A 23,252-nucleotide genomic window follows, 5' to 3' on the forward strand; every position below is an offset into this window, starting at 1 on the left:
ATTTTGTAAACGGTTACATTTATAATTATCTTCTTTATGCTTAAGCTATTCAATCAAAGGGGGTCATTATTTTGAAACATATGAAATTAGCAGCTTTTGGACTTATCTCCGTCGTCACATTATCCGCCTGCGGGTCAGGCAGCGAATCATCCGGTGCAGAAGGCGACGGCGGATGGGAGCCGGAACAATCGATCGAAATGGTTGCTCCATCCGGTGCCGGCGGCGGCTGGGATACAACGGCGCGAATGGCAGCAGAAGGATTTGAAACAGAAGGTATTCTTGATGAAGGCATGGGTGTCGTGAACAAAGAAGGCGGCGGCGGTTCGGTCGGCTGGTCCTACATACAAGGAAAAAGCGAAAACCCGCATCACCTTTTCGTTGCCTCTCCTCCCCTTCTGCTGATTCCGCTTAACGGACAGTCCGATGTCGGCTATGAGGACTTCACGCCGCTTGCCAATATGATTTCCGACTATGGCGCATTCGCGGTGCGTGATGATGCTGAATGGGAAGACTTAAACGAACTATTTGAAGACATGAAAGACGATCCGGAAGGCATAACCGTGATCGGTGAATCCTCGCCGGGCAGCATGGATCACATGCAGTTCGTTAAAATTGCGGCTGCCGCAGGGGTTGATCCCAAATCCGTGAAGTATGTATCGGCGCAGGATGGCAGCACGATGACAAATCTTCTAAACGGAAATGCGGACGTCTATTCTACAGGCGTTACCGAAACAATTGAACAGGTACGAGCCGGCGAAATCCGCGTTCTCGGCATTACAGCCGAAGAGCGGATGAGCGGGGATGTTATTGAAGACTTCCCAACCGCTGTTGAGCAGGGAATCGATGAAACCTTTGTAAACTGGAGAGGATTTTTTGGTCCTCCAAACATGACAGATGAGCAGGTCGCTTACTACGAAGAAAAATTCCAGGAGCTGAACGACTCTGAGTTCTGGGCAGAAACCCGCGAAAAATACGGCTGGGAAGAAGAGTTCATGAACAGTGAAGAGTACAGCGCTTTTCTTGAAGAAGAGAGTGCTTCCATGCAGGAACTGCTTGATGACGTCGGTCTTTACAACCAGGAGTAATATTGCACAGGCAGAAAAGGTGTCCTGCTGAAAGCCGGCACCTTTTCTTTTCTATACGAAAGGAGAGCATCTTATGCTGAAAGCACCGCACCGGAAAGTCAGTCTTGTCTTGATGGCAATTGCCGTCTACTACTTATACTTAGCATTTCAGCTTCCAAGCTTCATGAATTCGATTATTGATTCCGATACACTTCCCAAAGTACTGGGAGTTTTGTTAATCGTGCTCAGCGTGATTTTATTTTTCATGCCGGACACGGAAACGCCGGAACAGAAAGAAAAGCGGAATATACCAAAAAACGATGTATTTATGCTGATTGGTACGTTTCTGATGATTCTTGTCTATATCTTTTTTCTTGAAATCCTCGGCTTTATTCTTGTTTCTATTATATTTATTTTCTTATGCAGCCTGTTTCTCGGATACAAAAAACACGCTACAAACGCTATTGTGGCCGTGCTGTTTCCTGTAACGCTGTATCTCATTTTCACACAACTACTGGGCATTTCCCTTCCTTCCGGGATTCTGCCTATCTAGAAAGGAGCATGCAGCATGGGTAATTTCGACGGTATATTAAGCGGTTTACAGCTCGCTCTCAGCGTAGAAGGTATTTTGTTTGTTCTTCTCGGCGTCATGGCCGGAACCTTTATCGGCATGATGCCGGGTCTTGGCCCCATCAGCGCGATCGCCATTATGATTCCATTAACATACAGCATGGATCCTACCATTGCACTTGTCCTGATGGCAGGCGTGTATTACGGAGCAGTATTCGGGGGCTCGACGTCCTCTATTCTTCTGAACGCCCCCGGTATTGCAGGTACGGTAGCTACATCCTTTGACGGCTACCCCATGGCCCAGAAAGGACAAGCCGGGAAAGCCCTGGCCATTGCGGCCATTGCCTCCTTCACCGGCGGTACCGTCAGTGTTGTTCTATTAATGCTTTTCGCACCAATTCTTTCCAGCGTCGCCATTGTGTTCGGCCCGCCTGAGTATTTTGCGCTGATGATTTTAGGGCTGACCGCCATTTCCAGCCTCTCGGACGGCTCTACCGTGAAAGCGCTGATCGCCGCTGTCATTGGCATCATGGCCGTAACAATCGGTATCGACAGCCAGACCGGCACGGCCCGCTTTACGTTTAATAACCCAAACCTTCTCGAAGGCATTGATTTTCTCGTCGTTGCGCTCGGTTTGTTCGCTTTAGCCGAGATCTGCAACTTGATTATTAACCGTAAAGACAAATTAAAAGGCAATGAAAACATCGGCAGCCTTAAATTATCCAAAAGCGATTATAAAGAAATGGCCGGACCCATGACACGGCAGTCTTTTCTTGGATTTATCTTAGGCGTGCTTCCCGGCGCCGGCGCCACTATCGCTTCTTTTATCGGCTATATTACGGAAAAGAAAATCGCCAAAAACCCGGAAGAATGGGGCAAAGGAGCTGTTAAAGGGATCGCCGCTCCGGAAACTGCAAATAATGCCGCCACAAGCGGTGCGTTTGTTCCACTTCTGAGTCTGGGGATACCCGGCTCCGGTACTACAGCTGTGCTTTTAGGCGCCCTGCTCGTTCTGGACGTCCAGCCCGGTCCGCTTCTAATTACCGACCGGCCGGAATTATTCTGGGGCGTTATTATCAGTATGTACGTCGGAAACATCTTTCTGCTCGTATTGAACCTGCCGCTGATTCCTTACATCGCGAAGGTGCTTGCGATTCCAAGACCGCTTCTGATTTCTTTAGTTATTATGTTCAGTATGATCGGCGTTTATTCCATCAGCTTTAATACATTCGACCTTTATATGCTGCTGGCATTTGGTGTACTCGGGTACTTCATGAGACTGTTCTCTTTCCCGGCTGCTCCACTGATTTTAGCCTTTATACTCGGCGGTATGATGGAAAATTCCTTCCGCCAGTCGATGACCATTGCCAACAACGACTTATCGATTTTCTTTACACGTCCGATTGCGGTCAGTCTCCTCGCAGTTGCGATGCTCGCGTTTGCCGTACCCATCTGGCAGGCTGTCCGCAGCCGCAGAAAAGCAAAAACATCATAAAAAAAGCCCGGCCTGCTTATGTTAAAGCAAGGCCGGGTTTTCCGTTCAGATCCCAGGCGGCAAGGTTCTGTTTGTTCCATTCAATATACGCCGCCGCTCCGATCATTGCAGCATTATCGGTACATAGTTCAATAGGGGGGATCGTCCATTCAACGTCTGTCCCTGCGAAGGTTTCCTTCATTGCTGCACGCAGTCCCCGGTTTGCGGCAACCCCGCCTGCTACAATAACCTGCTGGACCTCATATGCCGCAGCAGCACGTCTCGTTTTTTCCACCAGCACCTCGACGACACTGCTTTGAAAACTTGCTGCTACATCTGCGGCATGAAATGGCTCCCCGCGCTGTTCTGCGTTATGCTTTGTGTTTATGACCGATGACTTCAGCCCGCTGAAGCTGAAATCATAGGAGTCCGGCTCGAGCCAGGCAATCGGAAGCTTCACTTTCGGCTCCCCTGTTGCAGCGAGACGCTCCAGATGCGGGCCACCCGGGTAAGGGAGCCCTAATGTACGTGCTACTTTATCATAGGCTTCCCCTGCAGCGTCATCTCTTGTTTCCCCGATGACTTCCATGTGGCCGGGCTCTTTCATGTAAACGAGCTCTGTATGGCCTCCTGATACGACGAGCGCCATCGCCGGATAAAGAATTGGTTTAACCAGTTCAGCTGCCTGGATGTGCCCTGCGATATGATGCACCGGAATCAGGGGCAGACCGTGGGCAAACGCTGCAGCCTTAGCCGCACTGATTCCGACGAGAAGCGCGCCGACAAGACCCGGTCCTTCGGTAACGGCTATGGCTGTCAATTTGGAAAAAGGCAGCTCAGCTTCCAGCATCGCCTGCTCCATCACCTGTGTAATAATTTCCGTATGATGGCGTGAGGCTATTTCCGGAACCACCCCGCCAAACCGCTTATGGCTGTCCATCTGCGAGGCGACGACGCTGGAAATGATTTCATTTCCATTCTTCACAACGGAAGCTGCCGTTTCATCACAGCTCGTTTCAATAGCAAGGATGATTACATCTTCTTTTATCATTGCCAGTACCGCTCCTTCAGGTTCACCCACATAACCAGCGCGTCCTCCTGATTGTCGGTGTAATAATTTTTGCGGATCCCGCCCGCTTCAAATCCATATTTCCGGTATAAATTCTGGGCCAGATGGTTGCTTTTGCGTACTTCAAGTGTCATCGTAAGAGCTCCGTAGGTAAGGGAGAGCTCCAGTACATGCCGCATCAGCGCATCGCCTATGCCGAGTCCCCTTTTCGATTGATGCACCGCTATATTCGTAATATGGGCTTCATCCATAATGATCCAGACGCCGCAGTATCCAACAATCTCGCCCTCATGTTCAGCTACCAGATAATAGGCAAACTGATTTAACAGCACTTCATTTTCAAACGCTTCTTTCGTCCACGGCACAGAGAAAGCATCTACTTCCACTTTATACACACCGTCGACATCGTCTGCCGTCATCAGACGGACGATTGTCTGTTTTTCTATCATGGCCGGCTGCCGCCTCCTGCCTCCAGCCATTTTTTCTCTGCTTCTGCCAGCTGGGCATATTCCGGTACTAGCTCATGGGCGTGCACGGAAAGAATTTCGTTCTGTTCAGCCACTGCAGCTAAAGAGGAAGCACGCGGCACCGACTGTTCGGCTGAAGCAAACTGAACATCCGTACGGGCAGCAAGCACCCGTTCTTTATGCTTGTCCGCTTCTTCCCCGATTAACAGCACCGGTCCATCGAGCGCTTCCAGCTTCTCCAGCCAGGCCGGCACATCAAGCACACCATCCGGTGCCACCATGCGGCATACGCCATTTTTAGCATAATAGACACCGCTGTAAACGTGATCCCTTCTTGCATCAATAAACGGCACAATCCATCCGTTGAAAAGCTTCGCCTGTTCAGCAAGCAGATTCAGGCTTGAAATACCATACACCGGAATCTCCAGCGACCAGGCCAGCGTTTTGGCTGTCGTTATTGCAATTCTTACCCCGGTGTAGGAACCGGGTCCTTTCGCTGCAGCAATTGCATCCAAATCTCCTGCTTTTATCCCGGTTTCCTTCAGCAGGGAATCAATGGCCGGCATAAGCCGCTGGGAATGGGTCTGCTTTAAAAAAGTCGTGTACTCTCCAACCGTTCTTCCATTAACCGACACGGAGACACTCATCGTTGATGTGGTTGTCGTAAAAGACAATATATTCATTCTGCCTTACGCTCCTCTATCCAATTCAGCCAGCTTCCGCTGTCCGCTGAAAAATGTATAATTCGTTTATCATCTCCGGCGTGCTCGATCGTAATCTGCAGCCTGTCCGGTGCATGAAGCCAGCCTTCAATCCGTTCCGGCCATTCAATCAGCGAAACGCCCTCTCCTTCAATATACTCTTCAAGTCCCAGCTCTTCGCTTTCTTCTTCCAGCCGGTAAACATCCAGGTGATAAAAAGGCACACGTCCCATATATTCCTTCATAATTGTATACGTTGGACTGTTTACGTTTCCCTTCACACCGAGACCAACCGCCAGCCCTTTGGCAAAGTGGGTTTTCCCCGTACCTAAATCCCCGGACAACGTGATCACGTCACCGGCCCGGGCCAGTCTGCCAATCTCTTCGGCCTGCTTCATCGTATCATCGGGCGAGACCGTCGTTATATGAAAGGCTGCCATTGCTATCCCTGCCCTTCTTTTCCACTAAAATGATTGTATCCTTTTTTTTCAAGAGAGACTATTTTTTCCCCGTCATGAAGCCACACGCCGGGTGTTCCTGTTTCCACACGGCCGATCTTCGTTACCTTCTGTCCTGCAGCTTCGGCCTGTTTCCGGAAATCATCCCAGCTTTCGGCTTCTATCGTACCAAGCAGTTCGAAATCTTCACCGCCGTAGAGCATCCATTCCCAGTAGTCTTCTGGTGTGTAATCGGTAAATTCATTGGGTATCGGCACAAGCCCCTGTTCCAGATGCATCTGGATACCGCTTGCTTCCGCTATTTCAAAGCTTTCACTGGCTAGACCGTCACTGATATCATTGAGTGCCATTCTTGCTGTCATCGAGGCAGCAAGCCGCCCCACTTCCACCTGCGGCTCCGGCCGCTGATGATAGGAAAGAAGCCTCTCTTCTACTGAAGAAAAAGAAGCGTGCCTGCCTTTTTCCAGCAGCAGCTTTAAGCCGGATGCCGAACGGCCGACAGGGCCCGTTAGAAAAATCACATCTCCGGCTGCGGCATTACGGCGAAGCAGCCTGCGTCCGGCTTCCACACGTCCGATAACGGTGATCGATACCATCAGCTCATGCGCTGAGGACACAGTATCCCCGCCGATCAAATCCATGCTGTACCGGCCCCCAAGCGCTGCCATTCCTTTATACAGTCCGGACAGCTCTTTGTCCTCCCAGTGAGGGGGAATTGCAATGGATACAATATAAAAGGAAGGCTCCGCTCCCATTGCGGCCAGATCACTGATATTCGCAGCCAGCGCTTTATAGCCGATGTCATAAGGAGCCATTGTTTCTTTTTTGAAATGAATGCCCTCAATCATTGTATCCACACAGACAACTTCATCAAAAAAAGAAGACGCCCGGTAAACTGCAGCGTCGTCTCCTATTCCTTCTTCAAGTCGTTTTTGGTGGGAATGAGCAGGCGTATGCTGTTGAATCCATTCAAATTCGTCTTTTGGCATGCTATCACCCATCTATTTTCTCGGTCTATTCGTTATTCTTTTAGTTTACCTTATTCTATAAAAAGCGCAAGAAAACGAAGGGATTCTTCATTTTGCGCATAAAAAAAAGCCCTATCGGCTTGAGTGTGTAAAATAATTGGTTGCGGGAGGAGGATTTGAACCTCCGACCTCCGGGTTATGAGCCCGACGAGCTACCAGACTGCTCTATCCCGCGATATGGGTAAAAAATCAACAAGCACGGCAACGTCCTACTTTCACAGGGGGTCGCCCCCCAATTATCATCAGCGCTGAAAAGCTTAACTTCCGTGTTCGGCATGGGAACGGGTGTGGCCTTTTCGCTCTCGCCACCGTACTTATTGTTTTTTATGTGGTGTGTCTCTCAACGCCACGTATAATAATATACCACGTGATTATTCATACCGCAACCCTTATTTTCAACTTTTTGTTTTAATTTATTGTCAGAAATGTTACAATATTATAAATACTATTAAAGAAGGAAAGATGCCCGTAAAGGATACGATAAAGGAGGGATTCTGATGAATGTCGGCCGATCGTTGTCTGCTTTTCTACTTGCAAATGTTATGCTGCTTCTAACGTTTATCTTTTTACCTGTGCTTATACTAACAGACAATATCAGCGTCTACCAAAACATGCTGAACCATATTAACAAATAGTTAGAAGTGCACAGACTAAGAAGCTGTCCTTAAAAAGGGCAGTTTCTTTACGGTTCTAGATGAAGGAAAGGATAAGATAATGGAAGAATATATTTGCTCCACCTGCAATAAGACATACACAGCTGTCTCTATGGTATGGCGCTGCACATGCGGCAGCATGCTCGACATACATAAGGATACGCCCCGTATTGATCAATCGTCCTGGGACCCGAAGGTTCGAACCCTATGGCGCTATGTCCAAGCGATGCCTTTCGCAAAGGACTCCAGAACCTGGGAAACCGTTACGCTTGGAGAAGGCCAGACACCTTTAGTCGTGCTGGATACTCTTGAGCCCCACACCTATGTAAAAGTAGATTACATGATGCCCACCCTTTCTTTCAAAGATCGCGGAGCGGCCGTTCTAATCACCAAAGCCAAAGAATTAGGCGTTTCGAAAATCATCGCAGACAGCAGCGGCAATGCGGGTACCGCTATCGCTGCTTACGCTGCCCGCTGTGCGATAGCCTGCGATATTTATGTGAGCGCCCATACGTCTCCCAAAAAGATCGCACAAATCGAGGCTCATCACGCCACAATAAAGCAGGTTCAGGGCACGAGAGAAGATGTCGCCGCCGCTGCCCAGCAGGCTGTAGAAGCAGAAGGCATTTTTTACGCCAGCCATGTATACAATCCCTACTTTTTTGAAGGAACAAAAACATATGCCTACGAAATTTATGAGGAGCTAGGCCGCGCCCCCGACACGTTGATTATTCCTGTTGGAAATGGCACGCTTCTGCTCGGTGCCTACTATGGGTTTAAAGAATTGCTGGCTAATGGGTTCATTGACAAAATGCCAAAGATCGCAGCCATTCAGGCAGCAAACTGCGCATCCCTTGCTTCTGCTTTTGAGCGTCAGGAACAAACCACGGCTCCTTTAACGAATCAGGGAACAGCAGCTGAAGGGATTGCTATTGCTGCACCGGCACGGGCCGGACAGATTTTAGAGGCCGTATCTGATACAAACGGAACATTTATCACAATAGAAGAAGAGGAGATCGAGCGGGCAAGAGACATTCTCAGCCGTAAAGGGTTTTATGTGGAAATAACGTCCGCTGTCAATTATGCCGGATACCTTCAATACAGCAAAGCCACCGAAGAAATAGTGGTTATTCCCCTCTGCGGAGCCGGTATCAAATCAGGCTGACTTTTGCCAAGAGACGAAAAAAGAAGCTGTCCTCTCTGGGACAGCTTCTTTTTGTGTTATTTTTTTGCGGCTTCAAGCGCCTGGGTAAAGACAGCAATAATGTCCCGGCTGTCTTCAATACCCACTGAAATCCGTACCGTCTGCACGCTAATACCGAGAGCTGAACGAATTTCTTCCGGAACGGTACGGTGCGACGTATTAACCGGATAAGAAACCGTTGTTTCCACCCCGGCAAGCGACGGCATGATTTTAATCCACTGCAGCGAAGCAAAAAAGGTTTTAATATCATATGCTTCGGACAGGTTAACGCTGATCATCGCGCCGTTGCCGTGATCCGATAATCCTTTCGGATAAAAAACCTGGTCGGCACTTCCGCTTTTCTCGAACCATTCTGCCAGCCGACCCGCATTGTCAGACTGACTCTGCATTCGAAGCCCCAGCGTTTTCAGGCCGCGGCAGGCCAGCCAGCTTTCAAACGGACTTAAATTAGAACCCATAGAGATCATACGTTTTTTTGCTTTTGCAATCAGTTCGGTACCGCCTGTCAACACTCCGGCGCTCACATCACTGTGCCCGCCAATATATTTCGTGGCGCTGTGAACAACAAGGTCCGCACCAAGAGTATAGGGCTTCAGAAGGTATGGCGTAGGAAATGTGTTATCAATCATGACCCGCATATGCTCTTTACCCGAGGCCATAGCGACGAGTCCGGCAATATCTTCCACACGCAGTAATGGATTGGTCACCGATTCTGCATAAAGAAGCACGGTGTTGGACTGAATCGCTTTTTCTACATTGGCAAGGTCTCTAAAGTCGATAACGCTGACTTCAATTCCCCATTCCAGAAGTTCGGTTTGAAAGAGCTGGTACGTGCCGCCGTACAGATCAAGAGGCACAATCATGTGCTCCCCGGGTTTCACAGTCGCAAGCACTCCTGCCAGAATGGCAGACATCCCCGAGGACGTAGCCAGGCCGGCCGGAGCTTCCTCCAGCTCTGCGGTGCCATGTCCGAGATCATCGGAATTGGGATTGCTGTACCGTGTGTATAGATGTTCTTTTTCTCCGGAAAAGTACTGCTCCATATCGTCCAGATCCTGGAATGTAAATGCGGATGTCTGATAGATCGGTTTTGCCTTACTTACATTTTTTTCACCGTCGTTTTTCTGGAAATGAACCGCTTTTGTATTGAAATACGTTGCCATAATTATATCTCAGCCTTTCATTCATCATTGATAGTTGGATGCAAACTTAATACTTTTAATAAATGAGGTTTTCTTTTTCTTTACCTGATTGGCATTTTCCAAAGAAACCTTTTTAAAACGAACCCTCTGGCCCGGATACAGCTGGGCTGCTTTCGGAAGATCCGCCGAAATAACCGTCGCAATTCTCGTGTAGCCGCCGGTAGTCTGACGGTCCGCCATTAGAATAATCGGCTGCCCGCCGGCTGGAACTTGTATCGTTCCAAAAGAGGAAGCCTCTGACAATATATCAGCGGAGTCGACATGGGACAAGGTCTCGCCTTCCAGTCGGCATCCCATCCGATCCGCGTCTTTTGTGACGGTATAGCCCTGCCGGTAAAATAGTTCAACGGATTCTGGAGTAAATGCTTCTGTATCAGGTCCTTCAATCACTCGGAGCACCTGTTCATCAAGATACACCGGCTGCCGCTTGCGGGAAATACCTTTCCCCGTACGGCCGTTGGCACGGTCAGCATGGTAGTACAGCATATCATTCTTAAAAAGAGCCCGGCCTTCAATACCGCCGATTTTTGCTTTTAAATAGGTCGAAGAGCTTTCCAGAAACCGTTCCCCATCAAATCCGCCTTCTACCGTTAAGTAAGCCCTGGAGCCGTTTTTATGGCCTTTAAACGAAAGCACATCTCCTTTATGCACGAGGAAGCTTTTCCACTGAGGAACAGGCTTTCCATTACAGGCCGCATGCAGATCCGCACCTGTTAGGGCAATCACCGCTTCCGCTTCAAACACAAGCTTTGGGCCCATAATTGTAATTTCCAGACCCGGCGTATTTTCTTCATTACCGACAAGCAGGTTGCCGATCATTAAAGAATATACATCCATCGCTCCAGCAGGAGCAACACCCCGGTCCTGATAACCGTATCGGCCCAGATCCTGAATCGTCGTCAGCAGACCTGGCTTTTCTACTTTGCATAATATGTCCGGCATCGCTTTTCCTCCCCCTCCCTTCCTTACGTCAGACACGTTTTGTTTTAACACGGATCGTATACGTATTTTGCTTAACCTGTTCTTTAATAGTTCTATAATCTGCGGCTGATATTTCGTAAAAATTCAGAAAATCGCCGGCCTGCAGAAGAATAGGCGTGTCTGCTTCCTTATGAAACAAGGAGATCGGCGATCGGCCAATAATATTCCATCCTCCCGGACTGGTGATCGAATAAATACCTGTCTGCTGATTTGCAATCCCAACAGAACCGGCCTTAACGAGCGAGCGGGGGGTATCCAATCTTGGGACGGCCAATCGCTCATCCATTCCTCCAAGATACGGGAACCCCGGCGTGAATCCCATCATAAAGATGCGATAGTCAGGTTTCGTATGCATGGAAATAAGCCGTTTTCGGTTCAAACCCGTATGCTTGATCACTTTTTCCATGTCGGGAGCATAAGGTTCTTCATAACAGACCGGAATATGATAAAGGTGTGCCTGTTTAAAAGAACCTGCTTCTGCTTTATTTACATAAGCATCCAAAGCCGGAAGAAGCTGATCATATGTAGTAAGAGCAGAATCATAGTACACCGTAATCGCTCCATAAGAAGGCACCGCTTCAATCGTGCCGCCAGGGGGATTCTCTTTAAACTGCTTCATAAAAGACTGTATCAGAACGTGCGTTTTCTCAGAGATAGAGGGATCCAGCAGAATCCGAATGCCCTGATCGCCAATAGGAGAATACACAGGGGACAATGTCATAGAATCAGGCTCCTTTATGTACGCCGGCTCGCGGAGCCGGCAGATAGAGTCAAAAGAAAAGAAACGTTTCTAAAGTATAACAAAAAAAGCACCTTCCCACATTATCTAAATGGGGAAAGATGCTTATGGGTGCCCGGCAACGTCCTACTTTCACAGGGGGTCGCCCCCCAATTATCATCAGCGCACAAGAGCTTAACTTCCGTGTTCGGCATGGGAACGGGTGGGACCTCTTGGCTATCGTCACCGGACAAGGCTGGTTCCTTCAAAACTGGATAGCGACATCCGAATGGAAAAAGTTGTTGGATAAGTCCTCGATCGATTAGTATTTGTCAGCTCCATGCGTCGCCGCACGTCCACCTCAAACCTATCTACCTTGTCATCTCCAAGGGATCTTACTCACTTGCGTGATGGGAAATCTCATCTCGAGGGGGGCTTCATGCTTAGATGCTTTCAGCACTTATCCCGTCCACACGTAGCTACCCAGCGATGCTCCTGGCGGAACAACTGGTACACCAGCGGTGTGTCCATCCCGGTCCTCTCGTACTAAGGACAGCTCCTCTCAAATTTCCAACGCCCGCGACGGATAGGGACCGAACTGTCTCACGACGTTCTGAACCCAGCTCGCGTACCGCTTTAATGGGCGAACAGCCCAACCCTTGGGACCTACTTCAGCCCCAGGATGCGATGAGCCGACATCGAGGTGCCAAACCTCCCCGTCGATGTGGACTCTTGGGGGAGATAAGCCTGTTATCCCCAGGGTAGCTTTTATCCGTTGAGCGACGGCCCTTCCATACGGGACCGCCGGATCACTAAGCCCGACTTTCGTCTCTGCTCGACTTGTAGGTCTCGCAGTCAAGCTCCCTTTTGCCTTTGCACTCTGCGAATGATTTCCAACCATTCTGAGGGAACCTTTGGGCGCCTCCGTTACTGTTTAGGAGGCGACCGCCCCAGTCAAACTGCCCACCTGACACTGTTCCTGATCCGGATCACGGACCGAGGTTAGAATAGTCGTACAGCCAGGGTAGTATCCCACCAATGCCTCCACCGAACCTAGCGGTCCGGCTTCCAAGGCTCCTACCTATCCTGTACAAGCAGTACAACCATCCAATATCAAGCTACAGTAAAGCTCCATGGGGTCTTTCCGTCCTGTCGCGGGTAACCTGCATCTTCACAGGTAATATAATTTCACCGGGTCTCTCGTTGAGACAGTGCCCAAGTCGTTGCACCTTTCGTGCGGGTCGGAACTTACCCGACAAGGAATTTCGCTACCTTAGGACCGTTATAGTTACGGCCGCCGTTTACTGGGGCTTCAATTCAAAGCTTCTCCCCAAAGGGGATAACCTCTCCTCTTAACCTTCCAGCACCGGGCAGGTGTCAGCCCCTATACTTCGCCTTGCGGCTTCGCAGAGACCTGTGTTTTTGATAAACAGTCGCTTGGGCCTTTTCACTGCGGCTCTCCTGGGCTATTCACCCGAAAGAGCACCCCTTCTCCCGAAGTTACGGGGTCATTTTGCCGAGTTCCTTAACGAGAGTTCTCCCGCGCGTCTTAGAATTCTCATCCCACCCACCTGTGTCGGTTTGCGGTACGGGCACCTTTTTCCTCGCTAGAGGCTTTTCTTGGCAGTGTAGGATCGGGAACTTCGGTACTTAATTTCCCTCGCCATCGCCGCTCAGCCTTGATGAAGAGCGGATTTGCCTGCTCTTCGGCCTAACGGCTTGGACGTGCATATCCAGCAGCACGCTTGCCCTACCTTCCTGCGTCCCCCCATTGCTCAAATGGAAAGGAGGTGGTACAGGAATTTAAACCTGTTTTCCATCGCCTACGCCTTTCGGCCTCGGCTTAGGACCCGACTAACCCTGAGCGGACGAACCTTCCTCAGGAAACCTTGGGTTTTCGACGGAAGGGATTCTCACCCTTCTTTTCGTTACTCATACCGGCATTCTCACTTCCAGGCGCTCCACCAGTCCTCACGGTCTGGCTTTACAGCCCCTGGAACGCTCCCCTACCACGATCCCCCGATGGGGGATCCTCCACAGCTTCGGTACCGCATTTAGCCCCGGTACATTTTCGGCGCAGAGTCACTCGACTAGTGAGCTATTACGCACTCTTTCAATGGTGGCTGCTTCTAAGCCAACATCCTAGTTGTCTAAGCAACTCCACATCCTTTTCCACTTAATGCGGATTTAGGGACCTTAGCTGGTGGTCTGGGCTGTTTCCCTCTCGACTACGGATCTTAGCACTCGCAGTCTGACTCCCGGACAACAAGTCTCTGGCATTCGGAGTTTGACTGAATTCGGTAACCCGGTAAGGGCCCCTCGTCCAATCAGTGCTCTACCTCCAGGACTCTTATCCGAGGCTAGCCCTAAAGCTATTTCGGGGAGAACCAGCTATCTCCGAGTTCGATTGGCATTTCACCGCTACCCACACCTCATCCCCGCAATTTTCAACTTGCGTGGGTTCGGGCCTCCAGTAGGTGTTACCCTACCTTCACCCTGGACATGGGTAGATCACCCGGTTTCGGGTCTACGACCGCATACTAATACGCCGTTGAAGACTCGCTTTCGCTGCGGCTCCGCCTCTTCGGCTTAACCTGGCATACGATCGTAACTCGCCGGTTCATTCTACAAAAGGCACGCCGTCACCCATAAACGGGCTTCGACTACTTGTAGGCACACGGTTTCAGGATCTGTTTCACTCCCCTTCCGGGGTGCTTTTCACCTTTCCCTCACGGTACTGGTTCACTATCGGTCACTAGGGAGTATTTAGCCTTGGGAGATGGTCCTCCCGGATTCCGACGGGATTTCTCGTGTCCCGCCGTACTCAGGATCCACTCCGGAGGATCAGCGATTTCGGCTACCGGGCTGTTACCGTATCCTGCGGGCCTTTCCAGGCCGCTTCGCCTATCGCTGATCTTGATAACTCCGATGGAGTGTCCTACAACCCCAGGATGCAAGCATCCTGGTTTGGGCTGATTCCGTTTCGCTCGCCGCTACTCAGGAAATCGCATTTGCTTTCTCTTCCTCTGGGTACTAAGATGTTTCAGTTCCCCAGGTCTGCCTTTATCTACCCTATGTGTTCAGGTAGAAATACTATCGGATTAACGATAGTGGGTTCCCCCATTCGGACATCCCCGCCTCACAGCTCACTTACAGCTCCGCGGGGCGTATCGCCGTTCGTCGCGTCCTTCATCGGCTCCTAGTGCCAAGGCATCCACCGTGCGCCCTTTCTTACTTAACCGTTTTTCCGTTTCAAAAAAACAGCTGGCGCCTGCATAATGCAGGGCTTGCTTGGTCTTGTTTGTTTCGTTGTCGCTATCCAGTTTTCAAAGAACCAGGGTTCATCTTGCGAGAGGGTATCCTCTCAAAATGGAATGAAAACAACTGCGCGCACTCCGGACCGGTGGTCCGGAGGTCGATCCACGAATCAAAGCTCCGTAGAAAGGAGGTGATCCATCCCCACCTTCCGGTAGGGATACCTTGTTACGACTTCACCCCAATCATCTGCCCCACCTTCGGCGGCTGGCTCCCAAAGGGTTACCTCACCGACTTCGGGTGTTGCAAACTCTCGTGGTGTGACGGGCGGTGTGTACAAGGCCCGGGAACGTATTCACCGTGGCATGCTGATCCACGATTACTAGCGATTCCGGCTTCATGCAGGCGAGTTGCAGCCTGCAATCCGAACTGAGAATGGCTTTGCGAGATTGGCTCCACCTCGCGGTTTCGCATCCCTCTGTACCATCCATTGTAGCACGTGTGTAGCCCAGGTCATAAGGGGCATGATGATTTGACGTCGTCCCCACCTTCCTCCGGTTTGTCACCGGCAGTCACCTTAGAGTGCCCAACTGAATGCTGGCAACTAAGATTAAGGGTTGCGCTCGTTGCGGGACTTAACCCAACATCTCACGACACGAGCTGACGACAACCATGCACCACCTGTCATTTTGTCCCCCGAAGGGGAACCTTCTGTCTCCAGAAGTAGCAAAAGATGTCAAGACCTGGTAAGGTTCTTCGCGTTGCGTCGAATTAAACCACATGCTCCACCGCTTGTGCGGGCCCCCGTCAATTCTTTTGAGTTTCAGCCTTGCGGCCGTACTCCCCAGGCGGAGTGCTTAATGCGTTAGCTTCGGCACTAAGGGCATCGAAACCCCTAACACCTAGCACTCATCGTTTACGGCGTGGACTACCAGGGTATCTAATCCTGTTTGCTCCCCACGCTTTCGCGCCTCAGCGTCAATAACAGACCAGAGAGCCGCCTTCGCCACTGGTGTTCCTCCACATATCTACGCATTTCACCGCTACACGTGGAATTCCACTCTCCTCTTCTGCATTCCAGTTCTCCAGTTTCCAATGACCCTCCACGGTTGAGCCGTGGGCTTTCACATCAGACTTAAAGAACCGCCTGCGCGCGCTTTACGCCCAATAATTCCGGACAACGCTTGCCCCCTACGTATTACCGCGGCTGCTGGCACGTAGTTAGCCGGGGCTTTCTGGTGAGGTACCGTCAGGGGGCGGCCCTGTTAGAACCGCCCTTGTTCTTCCCTCACAACAGAGCTTTACGATCCGAAAACCTTCATCACTCACGCGGCGTTGCACCGTCAGACTTTCGTCCATTGCGGATGATTCCCTACTGCTGCCTCCCGTAGGAGTCTGGGCCGTGTCTCAGTCCCAGTGTGGCCGATCACCCTCTCAGGTCGGCTACGTATCGTCGCCTTGGGGAGCCATTACCTCTCCAACTAGCTAATACGCCGCGGGCCCATCCTCCAGTGCATGGTCCGAAGACCATGCTTTTACAAGCCGATCAGGAGATCGGCTTGATTATCGGGTATTAGCTCCGGTTTCCCGGAGTTATCCCCGTCTGAAGGGCAGGTTGCCCACGTGTTACTCACCCGTCCGCCGCTCAATCCCCGGTTTCCCTCCGAAGAGGTCCGCCGGGTTCATGCGCTCGACTTGCATGTATTAGGCACGCCGCCAGCGTTCGTCCTGAGCCAAGATCAAACTCTCCATGAAAGTTGATGCTTAGTTCTTGCTGGTCTTACATTGCGCAGCAGGCCTTGCCTGCCGCGACTTCTTGTTCGCGCGTTGTTTTCATTCCATTTTCAAAGGACACTCTTCCACCATTTGTGTGGGGAAGATCTCTAATGTACCAAATATGAGTACAGTTTGTCAAGTATTATATGGTGGGCCTGAGTGGACTCGAACCACCGACCTCACGCTTATCAGGCGTGCGCTCTAACCAGCTGAGCTACAGGCCCATTCTTTATTCTGAAAATCTTTTACATTAACTGCAGGCATAAAAAAAGAGCAATTCCTGTAATATGAAATTATCAGATTAAATAATGGAGCGGGCGATGGGAATCGAACCCACATCATCAGCTTGGAAGGCTGAGGTTTTACCACTAAACTACGCCCGCATAAATGGTCGGGAAGACAGGATTCGAACCTGCGACCCCTTGGTCCCAAACCAAGTGCTCTACCAAGCTGAGCTACTTCCCGTTTTCGAAAAAAATAAAAGCATATCGTTGTTACTCTATGCTTTAACTTAATCAAGACTTATCATTTAAGCGTATATAATTATTCTTATGAAATTAATTAAAAGAAATGGTGCGCCCGAGAGGACTCGAACCTCTAACCTTCTGATTCGTAGTCAGATACTCTATCCAGTTGAGCTACGGGCGCCCGATAATATTTATATGGTGCGGTCGAGAGGACTTGAACCTCCACGGGATTTAACTCCCACTAGGCCCTCAACCTAGCGCGTCTGCCATTCCGCCACGACCGCGCAAACATTGTTTTAAGTATAAGAAATAAAATGGTGCGGGTGAAGGGACTTGAACCCCCACGTCATAAAGACACTAGATCCTAAGTCTAGCGCGTCTGCCAATTCCGCCACACCCGCAAATAAGTGGCTGGGCTAGCTGGATTCGAACCAGCGCATCACGGAGTCAAAGTCCGATGCCTTACCGCTTGGCCATAGCCCAATATTAAGGAAAGTTACTTCCTAGTTAGCCATTATAATACATTAGTTGATATTTTTCAAAGGAACATAATTTAAATGGCGGTCCGGACGGGACTCGAACCCGCGACCTCCTGCGTGACAGGCAGGCATTCTAACCAACTGAACTACCGGACCATTTAATGTAAAAGTGTGAATGGTGGAGGATGACAGGATCGAACTGCCGACCCCCTGCTTGTAAGGCAGGTGCTCTCCCAGCTGAGCTAATCCTCCATTATTGGTGACCCGTACGGGATTCGAACCCGTGATACCGCCGTGAAAGGGCGGTGTCTTAACCACTTGACCAACGGGCCGAATCATGGCGGAGAAGGAGGGATTCGAACCCTCGCGCCGTTTACACAACCTACTCCCTTAGCAGGGGAGCCCCTTATAGCCACTTGGGTACTTCTCCATTGGCTCCACAGGCAGGATTCGAACCTGCGACCGATCGGTTAACAGCCGATAGCTCTACCACTGAGCTACTGTGGAATGTGCATTATTTTGATGCGACATTCAGTAGTTTACACGATAGCGCATATGATGTCAATAGATTATTTTTTAAATTAAATGGCTTTACAGAGGCAGTTACCAGCGTTTTTGCTGGTTGCTCTCAAGCGACTTTTATAATGTACCACAGCATAAAATAAGGTCAAGCTATTCAGAAACTTTTTTTAATTTCCTTTGCAGCCTCCGCATACGTACTTTGCTGTGTCGATACGCCGCTTCCTGTGAAAGAGGCTTCCACACCTGCTGCACCGGTATGTATGCTTGTATCTCTCCTCTGTTTCATCAACCGCTCTGCAGTGCCGGGCTCCTCCTGTTTCTGCAAGAAGCTTTTTAAAATCTGCATCACGATGCCGGTATCCTTTTCCTTCTATATGAAGATGATAGTGGCAGAGTTCATGTTTTATGATTGAAATTAATTCCTCACGGCCGTGTACTTGATAATGCTTTGGGTTCATTTCGATATTATGGCTCTTCAGCATATAGCGGCCTCCGGTTGTACGAAGCCTGCTGTTAAATATACAACGGTGAAGAAACGGCCGGTCAAAAAAAGTAATAGAAATGTCCTCTGCGAGCTTTTGCAGGTTCTCGTTGTTCATCCGCCTCCGCCTTTCTATCAAAAAGAGCGCCTGGCTCCAGGCGCTCTTTCCAGTTTATTTGTTTGGTTCAATCATCGTCAAGGCAATTCTTCCTTTTTTTGAATCGACGCTGTCTATCCATACTGGAATAATATCTCCGATAGATACTGCTTCCATCGGGTGCTTAATGAACCGTTTTGCCATTTTGGATATGTGTACAAGTCCATCCTGCTTTACACCAATATCGACAAAAGCCCCGAAGTCAACAACATTGCGCACGGTCCCCTGCAGTTCCATGCCCTCTTCCAGGTCCTCCATTCTCATAATACCCTTTTTCAGAATAGGCTTAGGCAGGTCTTCGCGGGGATCCCGGAGCGGACGCTTAAGGTCTTCGATAATATCCCGGATTGTCGGCTCACCTGCATCAAGCGCTTCTGCTGATTCTTTAATAGAAAGTCCGGAGAGCTTCTCAATAAGCTCAGCGCTTCCCGCTTCGGCCGCCGATGCATCAATGGATGCAAGAAGCGCTTTTGCGGTTTTGTAGCTCTCCGGATGGATCGCGGTTTTATCGAGTGGTTCTTTCCCATCTATAATACGCATAAATCCGGCTGCCTGCTCATATGCCTTGCTGCCGAGTCTTGGTACCTTCTTGAGCTCTGCACGGCTTGTAAAGCTGCCATTTTCTTCTCTGTATTTAATTATATTACCGGCTACTGCTTTCGAGAGTCCGGAAACATATTTCAAAAGACTTGGAGATGCCGTGTTTACGTTGACCCCGACCTTGTTTACCGTTGTTTCTACAACAAATGTAAGGGAATCGTTCAGCTTTGACTGCGTAACATCATGCTGATACTGGCCGACTCCAACTGATTTTGGATCAATTTTGACAAGCTCTGCGAGTGGATCCTGAAGTCTTCTCGCAATAGATACACCACTCCGCTGTTCCACGGACAGGTCACCGAATTCTTCCCTTCCTACTTCTGAAGCTGAATAAATACTCGCCCCTGCTTCGTTGACAATCAGGTAGGCCGCATCGTGGTCCCATTCGGTTATCGCCTCCGCTACAAACTCCTCTGTTTCTCTTGAAGCTGTTCCATTACCGATGGCAATAACTTCCACGCTGTATTTGTTAAGCAGGCCTTTTAGAACCTTTCTTGATTCTTCCACCTTATTTACCGGCGGAACAGGATAAATAACACCTACGTGGAGAAGCTTCCCGTTTTCATCCACGACAGCGATTTTGCAGCCTGTACGGTAGGCCGGTCCAGACCAAGCACTACTTTCCCTTTCATCGGCGGCTGCAGCAGAAGCTGTTTAAGATTCTCCGAAAAAATGTGTATAGCCTGTTCTTCTGCTTTTGCTGTCAGCTCATTGCGGATTTCCCGCTCGATAGACGGAGCAATCAGCCGCTTATACGCGTCTTCATATGCGGCTTTCACCTGTTCAAGCGCCGGCGAACCGTAGCGTTTGACGATTTTCTTTTCAATCATCTGAAGTGCGCGTTCTTCTTCTATTGAAACAGAAACCTTTACGACTTTATCTTTTTCGCCGCGGTTCATCGCCAAAATACGATGAGACGGTACTTTACGAACGGCTTCCTGATACTCATAGTACATCTCATACGTGCCGGCTTCGTCGACCGCTCCCTTTTTCTGTTTCGAGGAAAGCAGTCCATGGCGGAACGTCTGCTCGCGCAGCTCTTTTCGGATAGACGGGTTATCTGACACCCACTCCGCTATAATATCGCGTGCTCCCTGAAGGGCAGCTTCAACGTTTTCTACATCCTGCTCCTCGGATACGTATGCTTTTGCTTCTTCTTCCGGACTGCCTTCTTTAGGCAGGGCAAATAAGTAAGATGCTAAAGGCTCAAGCCCTCTGGCCACAGCAGCCGTTGCTCTTGTTTTTCTTTTCTGCCGGTACGGACGGTAAATATCCTCGAGCTCCTGCAGTTTCTCCGCAGCTGCAATCGATTCTCTCAGCTCCGGCGTCAGTTTATCCTGTTCTTCAATCAAACGGGATACTTCTTCTTTCCTCTGCTGCATCTGTCTTGTATATTCCCAGCCGTCCTGGACATTTTTTATCTGCACTTCATCTGCGCTGCCCGTCTGCTCTTTCCGATATCTTGAAATGAATGGCACTGTATTTCCTTCTTCGAGAAGTTCAATAATATTACGCACCCATTTTTCCTGCATCGATAGAGAGGTAGAAAGTTTTGTGACAAGTTCATCCTGTTTCGTCATGTATAAGAAGCTCCTTTTTGTTCAATATGTAAGATCTCTTCAGCCTCATTACTATAACATGAAGGGGCAGCTATCCCAAAACGGCCTTATTTCCGGATAAAAAAAAGAGCCTTACTGTTTGGCAGGAAGGACTCAAGATTCATATAATGACCCTATTAATACCGTACGGTCATCTTAGTTTTCTGGCTCTTCTCTGCTAAATACCTCATGGATACATCGGTAGACTGAAGATCTATCATCCAATTATACTCTTCCTGGCTTATGGAAATCCCATCGGAATGTAGAATAAAGTGCAGATTCTTTTTATAATAATAATGCTCCAGACGGTAATGGAATTTCCGACCGGATAGAAAACCAGGAGCAGGAAGCGGCCGATGCGCTTTCTGGTCATCTGCTGCTATAAACGAACCGATATTCCCAATGTTACCGTATATTACTTTTTTCTCGTCGAATAATATTTTAAGAATGGTGATAACCGTTCCGCGCTCCCCGCATAAATGCCGATTGCACTCGTCCATCAGATCCGGAACGGTCCACTCATGGTGGGTACGAAGAATTTCCATTGCAATATCGGAAGACTTGAAAGCATATTCCCCGCTTCCCAATCCGTCAGCTACTGCACAAAGAAAATAATCGTCTGTCTCTATCATCATGAAGGAATCTCCGCACAGGTGATTGCCTTCTTTTTCTTTCTGATACACAACGGTTTTCACTTTGTTATGCGTTCTGCTCTCAATCATCACAGACACTCCGAAGGTTCTGTTCGAATGGAATCTCTCAGCTTCTGAAGCGCTCTTCTCTGAAGTCGCGATACATGCATTTGGGAAATTCCAAGCTTTTCTCCTGTTTCTTTCTGACTTAAATTTTCGAAATACGTACATTTCAAAATTTCTTTTTCACGCTCTGTCAGAACAGTGAATGCCTTTTGAAGCAGGAGCTGCTGATCTGTCTTTTCATAACCTTCATCGGTTGCACCTACAAGATCGAGAAGCGTAACAGCACTGCCTTCCTGATCCGCTTCAATAGAACGGTCCACTGAAAGGGCCTGATAGCTCTTTCCCATCTCCATCGTTTCCAGCACTTCTTCTACCGTCACTTCAAGGTAAGCAGCAATTTCATCCACCTGAGGCGAACGCTGCAGATCACTCGTCAGCTCTTCTACCGCTTTTTTGATTCTGGGACCCAGCTCTTTTATACGACGCGGTACATGAACGCTCCACGTTTTGTCACGTATAAAGCGCTTAATCTCACCGACAATCGTCGGCACGGCAAAAGATTCAAAGCTTCGGTCAAACGAATGGTCAAATCTCCGCAGTGCTGCAAGCAGACCAATCATACCTACCTGATACAGGTCATCATCATGATCCTGGCCGCGGGAAAATTTTCTGCAAGCGACTGAACAAGCGATTCATAATGAAGAACAAGCTTTGTCTGCACTTCTTCATTACGATTGTTCTGAAATTCCTCAATCCACTCATAAACGTGGGTGTTGTCTTTATTGTTTCTGCCCCTGCTCTTGTTTGTCTGCTGAGGTCTGGATTCCGTCGACATGCTGCTCCACCCCATCTCTATGAAGGAACTTGGTCATAACGATAGCAACACCTGATTCATTGCTGATCTCTACTTTATCCATCAAGGTATCAATAAGGAAGAGTCCCAGGCCGCCTTCTTTTAATTCTGAAACAGGCTTTGAACTATCGATCGGGCCGATGTTTTCAAGCAGGTTGCTTACCTCTGTGCTTTCACCCCGGTCTGCCACAATGATTTGAATACGGTCTTCACGAATAACACAGGAAAGAAGCATGTATCCTGATTTCTCATATGCATGATTCACAACGTTCGTGCAGGCTTCCGCTACTGCAATTTTCATATCTTCAATATCATCATAGGAGTATCCTGCCCTGCTTGCAATGCCCGAAACGGTGAGACGGACAACTCCAACGTATTCCGCTTTGGCAGGAACTTTCATCTCAAAATTATCTGCATGATCAGTCATTATTGCGTCCCCTCCTTTTTCCCCTCTTCGATGTCAATTACTTCATCCAGGCCTGTAATGGAGAAAAGTCTCATTACCCTTTGATTAAGTCCAACAAGACGAAGCTTGCTGTTGTTAGCTTCTGATGACTTTAAAGCACCAACGAAAATCCCAAGCCCTGTGCTGTCGATATAGCTTACGTTAGTCAGGTCGACCGTAACGGACTCACCGTCTTTTTCTGTTAACGGTTCAATTGCTTCTTTCAGCTGGGGAGCCGTATAAGCATCTACTTCTCCCTCTATAAATAGAATAGTTTCTCCTTTAGACTGCTCCGTTTTGATATCTAAATTCATAATATATTTCCTCCTGTT

The 23,252-nt window shown here is 49.1% G+C and carries 17 protein-coding genes, 13 tRNA genes, 4 rRNA genes and 2 pseudogenes; 5 read left to right on the top strand and 31 right to left on the bottom strand.

The window, feature by feature from the left end; genetic code table 11:
• Positions 1-71: 71 nt before the first annotated feature.
• The 3 genes from MMY81_RS00115 to MMY81_RS00125 all read left to right on the top strand — a co-directional run bounded on the left by MMY81_RS00115 (position 72) and on the right by MMY81_RS00125 (position 3,129).
• The gene (locus tag MMY81_RS00115) at positions 72-1,085 is read left to right on the top strand and encodes a tripartite tricarboxylate transporter substrate binding protein (RefSeq protein ID WP_374560889.1); all 1,014 of its coding nucleotides are present in this window, start codon (positions 72-74) and stop codon (positions 1,083-1,085) included.
• A gap of 73 nt (positions 1,086-1,158) precedes the next feature.
• Positions 1,159-1,617, top strand: a complete 459-nt coding sequence (locus tag MMY81_RS00120) for a tripartite tricarboxylate transporter TctB family protein (protein WP_252311143.1) — start codon at positions 1,159-1,161, stop codon at positions 1,615-1,617.
• A 15-nt stretch (positions 1,618-1,632) separates the two neighbouring features.
• Positions 1,633-3,129, top strand: coding sequence for a tripartite tricarboxylate transporter permease (locus MMY81_RS00125; protein WP_252311144.1), 1,497 nt, complete (start codon positions 1,633-1,635; stop codon positions 3,127-3,129).
• 16 nt (positions 3,130-3,145) lie between these two features.
• Here the strand turns inward: MMY81_RS00125 and tsaD are convergent, their stop codons facing one another.
• The 7 genes from tsaD to rrf (MMY81_RS00160) form a co-directional block, all read right to left on the bottom strand.
• Entirely contained in the window at positions 3,146-4,156 is a 1,011-nt protein-coding gene (gene tsaD / locus MMY81_RS00130; RefSeq protein WP_252311596.1) for a tRNA (adenosine(37)-N6)-threonylcarbamoyltransferase complex transferase subunit TsaD, read from the bottom strand.
• Positions 4,156-4,626 carry a ribosomal protein S18-alanine N-acetyltransferase gene (gene rimI, locus MMY81_RS00135; RefSeq protein ID WP_252311145.1) on the bottom strand — a complete coding sequence of 157 codons (471 nt, stop codon included), beginning with the start codon at positions 4,624-4,626 and terminating at the stop codon, positions 4,156-4,158. Before rimI ends, tsaD begins: the two co-directional genes overlap by 1 nt.
• Positions 4,623-5,327 (bottom strand): tRNA (adenosine(37)-N6)-threonylcarbamoyltransferase complex dimerization subunit type 1 TsaB, encoded by a 705-nt coding sequence (gene tsaB / locus MMY81_RS00140; RefSeq protein WP_252311146.1) that lies wholly within the window; start codon positions 5,325-5,327, stop codon positions 4,623-4,625. Before tsaB ends, rimI begins: the two co-directional genes overlap by 4 nt.
• The gene (gene tsaE, locus MMY81_RS00145) at positions 5,324-5,785 is read right to left on the bottom strand and encodes a tRNA (adenosine(37)-N6)-threonylcarbamoyltransferase complex ATPase subunit type 1 TsaE (protein WP_252311147.1); all 462 of its coding nucleotides are present in this window, start codon (positions 5,783-5,785) and stop codon (positions 5,324-5,326) included. The genes tsaB and tsaE overlap by 4 nt, the downstream gene beginning before the upstream one ends.
• Positions 5,786-5,787: 2 nt before the next feature.
• Positions 5,788-6,792 (bottom strand): thiamine-phosphate kinase, encoded by a 1,005-nt coding sequence (thiL, locus tag MMY81_RS00150; RefSeq protein WP_252311148.1) that lies wholly within the window; start codon positions 6,790-6,792, stop codon positions 5,788-5,790.
• 137 nt (positions 6,793-6,929) lie between these two features.
• A tRNA-Met gene (locus MMY81_RS00155) sits at positions 6,930-7,006 on the bottom strand.
• Positions 7,007-7,027: 21 nt separating this feature from the next.
• A 5S ribosomal RNA gene (rrf, locus tag MMY81_RS00160) occupies positions 7,028-7,144 on the bottom strand.
• A 184-nt stretch (positions 7,145-7,328) separates the two neighbouring features.
• Here rrf (MMY81_RS00160) and MMY81_RS00165 point away from each other — a divergent pair.
• Positions 7,329-7,466: a hypothetical protein gene (locus MMY81_RS00165; protein WP_252311149.1), complete on the top strand. Its 138-nt coding sequence runs from the start codon at positions 7,329-7,331 to the stop codon at positions 7,464-7,466.
• Positions 7,467-7,545: 79 nt separating this feature from the next.
• Positions 7,546-8,649, top strand: coding sequence for a pyridoxal-phosphate dependent enzyme (locus MMY81_RS00170; RefSeq protein ID WP_252311150.1), 1,104 nt, complete (start codon positions 7,546-7,548; stop codon positions 8,647-8,649).
• A 56-nt stretch (positions 8,650-8,705) separates the two neighbouring features.
• On the opposite strand, the gene MMY81_RS00175 is transcribed toward MMY81_RS00170, so the two are convergent.
• The 24 genes and pseudogenes from MMY81_RS00175 to MMY81_RS00290 form a co-directional block, all read right to left on the bottom strand.
• On the bottom strand, positions 8,706-9,851 hold the full coding sequence (locus MMY81_RS00175; RefSeq protein ID WP_252311151.1) for a trans-sulfuration enzyme family protein: 1,146 nt from the start codon (positions 9,849-9,851) through the stop codon (positions 8,706-8,708).
• 24 nt (positions 9,852-9,875) lie between these two features.
• Positions 9,876-10,832 carry a 5-oxoprolinase subunit C family protein gene (locus tag MMY81_RS00180; protein ID WP_252311152.1) on the bottom strand — a complete coding sequence of 319 codons (957 nt, stop codon included), beginning with the start codon at positions 10,830-10,832 and terminating at the stop codon, positions 9,876-9,878.
• Positions 10,833-10,860: 28 nt separating this feature from the next.
• On the bottom strand, positions 10,861-11,592 hold the full coding sequence (gene pxpB, locus MMY81_RS00185; protein WP_252311153.1) for a 5-oxoprolinase subunit PxpB: 732 nt from the start codon (positions 11,590-11,592) through the stop codon (positions 10,861-10,863).
• 131 nt (positions 11,593-11,723) lie between these two features.
• Positions 11,724-11,840: ribosomal RNA gene (rrf, locus tag MMY81_RS00190) — 5S ribosomal RNA — on the bottom strand.
• 51 nt (positions 11,841-11,891) lie between these two features.
• Positions 11,892-14,830 (bottom strand): 23S ribosomal RNA (locus MMY81_RS00195).
• A gap of 200 nt (positions 14,831-15,030) precedes the next feature.
• A 16S ribosomal RNA gene (locus MMY81_RS00200) occupies positions 15,031-16,599 on the bottom strand.
• The 16S, 23S and 5S rRNA genes sit together here with 12 tRNA genes alongside, the layout of an rRNA operon.
• A 168-nt stretch (positions 16,600-16,767) precedes the next feature.
• A tRNA-Ile gene (locus MMY81_RS00205) sits at positions 16,768-16,844 on the bottom strand.
• An 85-nt stretch (positions 16,845-16,929) separates the two neighbouring features.
• Positions 16,930-17,003, bottom strand: a tRNA-Gly gene (locus MMY81_RS00210).
• Positions 17,004-17,008: 5 nt separating this feature from the next.
• A tRNA-Pro gene (locus tag MMY81_RS00215) sits at positions 17,009-17,085 on the bottom strand.
• 106 nt (positions 17,086-17,191) lie between these two features.
• Positions 17,192-17,268, bottom strand: a tRNA-Arg gene (locus MMY81_RS00220).
• A 15-nt stretch (positions 17,269-17,283) separates the two neighbouring features.
• Positions 17,284-17,371, bottom strand: a tRNA-Leu gene (locus tag MMY81_RS00225).
• Positions 17,372-17,402: 31 nt separating this feature from the next.
• Positions 17,403-17,488 (bottom strand) — tRNA-Leu (locus MMY81_RS00230).
• Between the two features lie 7 nt (positions 17,489-17,495).
• Positions 17,496-17,570, bottom strand: a tRNA-Gln gene (locus MMY81_RS00235).
• Between the two features lie 75 nt (positions 17,571-17,645).
• A tRNA-Asp gene (locus tag MMY81_RS00240) sits at positions 17,646-17,722 on the bottom strand.
• Positions 17,723-17,742: 20 nt separating this feature from the next.
• A tRNA-Val gene (locus MMY81_RS00245) sits at positions 17,743-17,818 on the bottom strand.
• A gap of 5 nt (positions 17,819-17,823) precedes the next feature.
• A tRNA-Glu gene (locus MMY81_RS00250) sits at positions 17,824-17,898 on the bottom strand.
• Positions 17,899-17,904: 6 nt separating this feature from the next.
• Positions 17,905-17,996 (bottom strand) — tRNA-Ser (locus MMY81_RS00255).
• Between the two features lie 2 nt (positions 17,997-17,998).
• A tRNA-Asn gene (locus MMY81_RS00260) sits at positions 17,999-18,073 on the bottom strand.
• 182 nt (positions 18,074-18,255) lie between these two features.
• Positions 18,256-18,687: a SprT family protein gene (locus MMY81_RS00265; protein ID WP_252311154.1), complete on the bottom strand. Its 432-nt coding sequence runs from the start codon at positions 18,685-18,687 to the stop codon at positions 18,256-18,258.
• Between the two features lie 54 nt (positions 18,688-18,741).
• Positions 18,742-20,906, bottom strand: a pseudogene (locus MMY81_RS00270) (Tex family protein).
• A 155-nt stretch (positions 20,907-21,061) separates the two neighbouring features.
• Entirely contained in the window at positions 21,062-21,646 is a 585-nt protein-coding gene (locus MMY81_RS00275) for a PP2C family serine/threonine-protein phosphatase (RefSeq protein ID WP_252311155.1), read from the bottom strand.
• Positions 21,646-22,457: pseudogene (gene sigB / locus MMY81_RS00280) on the bottom strand (RNA polymerase sigma factor SigB). Before sigB ends, MMY81_RS00275 begins: the two are co-directional and overlap by 1 nt.
• Positions 22,402-22,902 (bottom strand): anti-sigma B factor RsbW, encoded by a 501-nt coding sequence (rsbW, locus tag MMY81_RS00285; protein ID WP_252311156.1) that lies wholly within the window; start codon positions 22,900-22,902, stop codon positions 22,402-22,404. Before rsbW ends, sigB begins: the two are co-directional and overlap by 56 nt.
• Positions 22,902-23,234: an STAS domain-containing protein gene (locus tag MMY81_RS00290; RefSeq protein ID WP_252311157.1), complete on the bottom strand. Its 333-nt coding sequence runs from the start codon at positions 23,232-23,234 to the stop codon at positions 22,902-22,904. The genes rsbW and MMY81_RS00290 overlap by 1 nt, the downstream gene beginning before the upstream one ends.
• Positions 23,235-23,252 lie beyond the last annotated feature (18 nt).

This window comes from Sinobaca sp. H24, assembly GCF_023845525.1.

Bases quoted from the DNA above. Each gene is read 5' to 3' on its own strand.
- rimI (WP_252311145.1), bottom strand. From the start codon at position 4,626: ATGATAGAAAAACAGACAATCGTCCGTCTGATGACGGCAGACGATGTC.
- thiL (WP_252311148.1), bottom strand. From the start codon at position 6,792: ATGCCAAAAGACGAATTTGAATGGATTCAACAGCATACGCCTGCTCAT.
- rsbW (WP_252311156.1), bottom strand. From the start codon at position 22,902: ATGACTGATCATGCAGATAATTTTGAGATGAAAGTTCCTGCCAAAGCG.
- MMY81_RS00180 (WP_252311152.1), bottom strand. From the start codon at position 10,832: ATGCCGGACATATTATGCAAAGTAGAAAAGCCAGGTCTGCTGACGACG.
- MMY81_RS00170 (WP_252311150.1), top strand. From the start codon at position 7,546: ATGGAAGAATATATTTGCTCCACCTGCAATAAGACATACACAGCTGTC.
- MMY81_RS00275 (WP_252311155.1), bottom strand. From the start codon at position 21,646: ATGATTGAGAGCAGAACGCATAACAAAGTGAAAACCGTTGTGTATCAG.
- MMY81_RS00265 (WP_252311154.1), bottom strand. From the start codon at position 18,687: ATGAACAACGAGAACCTGCAAAAGCTCGCAGAGGACATTTCTATTACT.
- MMY81_RS00290 (WP_252311157.1), bottom strand. From the start codon at position 23,234: ATGAATTTAGATATCAAAACGGAGCAGTCTAAAGGAGAAACTATTCTA.
- pxpB (WP_252311153.1), bottom strand. From the start codon at position 11,592: ATGACATTGTCCCCTGTGTATTCTCCTATTGGCGATCAGGGCATTCGG.
- tsaE (WP_252311147.1), bottom strand. From the start codon at position 5,785: ATGGCAGCCTTTCATATAACGACGGTCTCGCCCGATGATACGATGAAG.
- MMY81_RS00120 (WP_252311143.1), top strand. From the start codon at position 1,159: ATGCTGAAAGCACCGCACCGGAAAGTCAGTCTTGTCTTGATGGCAATT.
- tsaB (WP_252311146.1), bottom strand. From the start codon at position 5,327: ATGAATATATTGTCTTTTACGACAACCACATCAACGATGAGTGTCTCC.
- MMY81_RS00175 (WP_252311151.1), bottom strand. From the start codon at position 9,851: ATGGCAACGTATTTCAATACAAAAGCGGTTCATTTCCAGAAAAACGAC.
- MMY81_RS00165 (WP_252311149.1), top strand. From the start codon at position 7,329: ATGAATGTCGGCCGATCGTTGTCTGCTTTTCTACTTGCAAATGTTATG.
- MMY81_RS00125 (WP_252311144.1), top strand. From the start codon at position 1,633: ATGGGTAATTTCGACGGTATATTAAGCGGTTTACAGCTCGCTCTCAGC.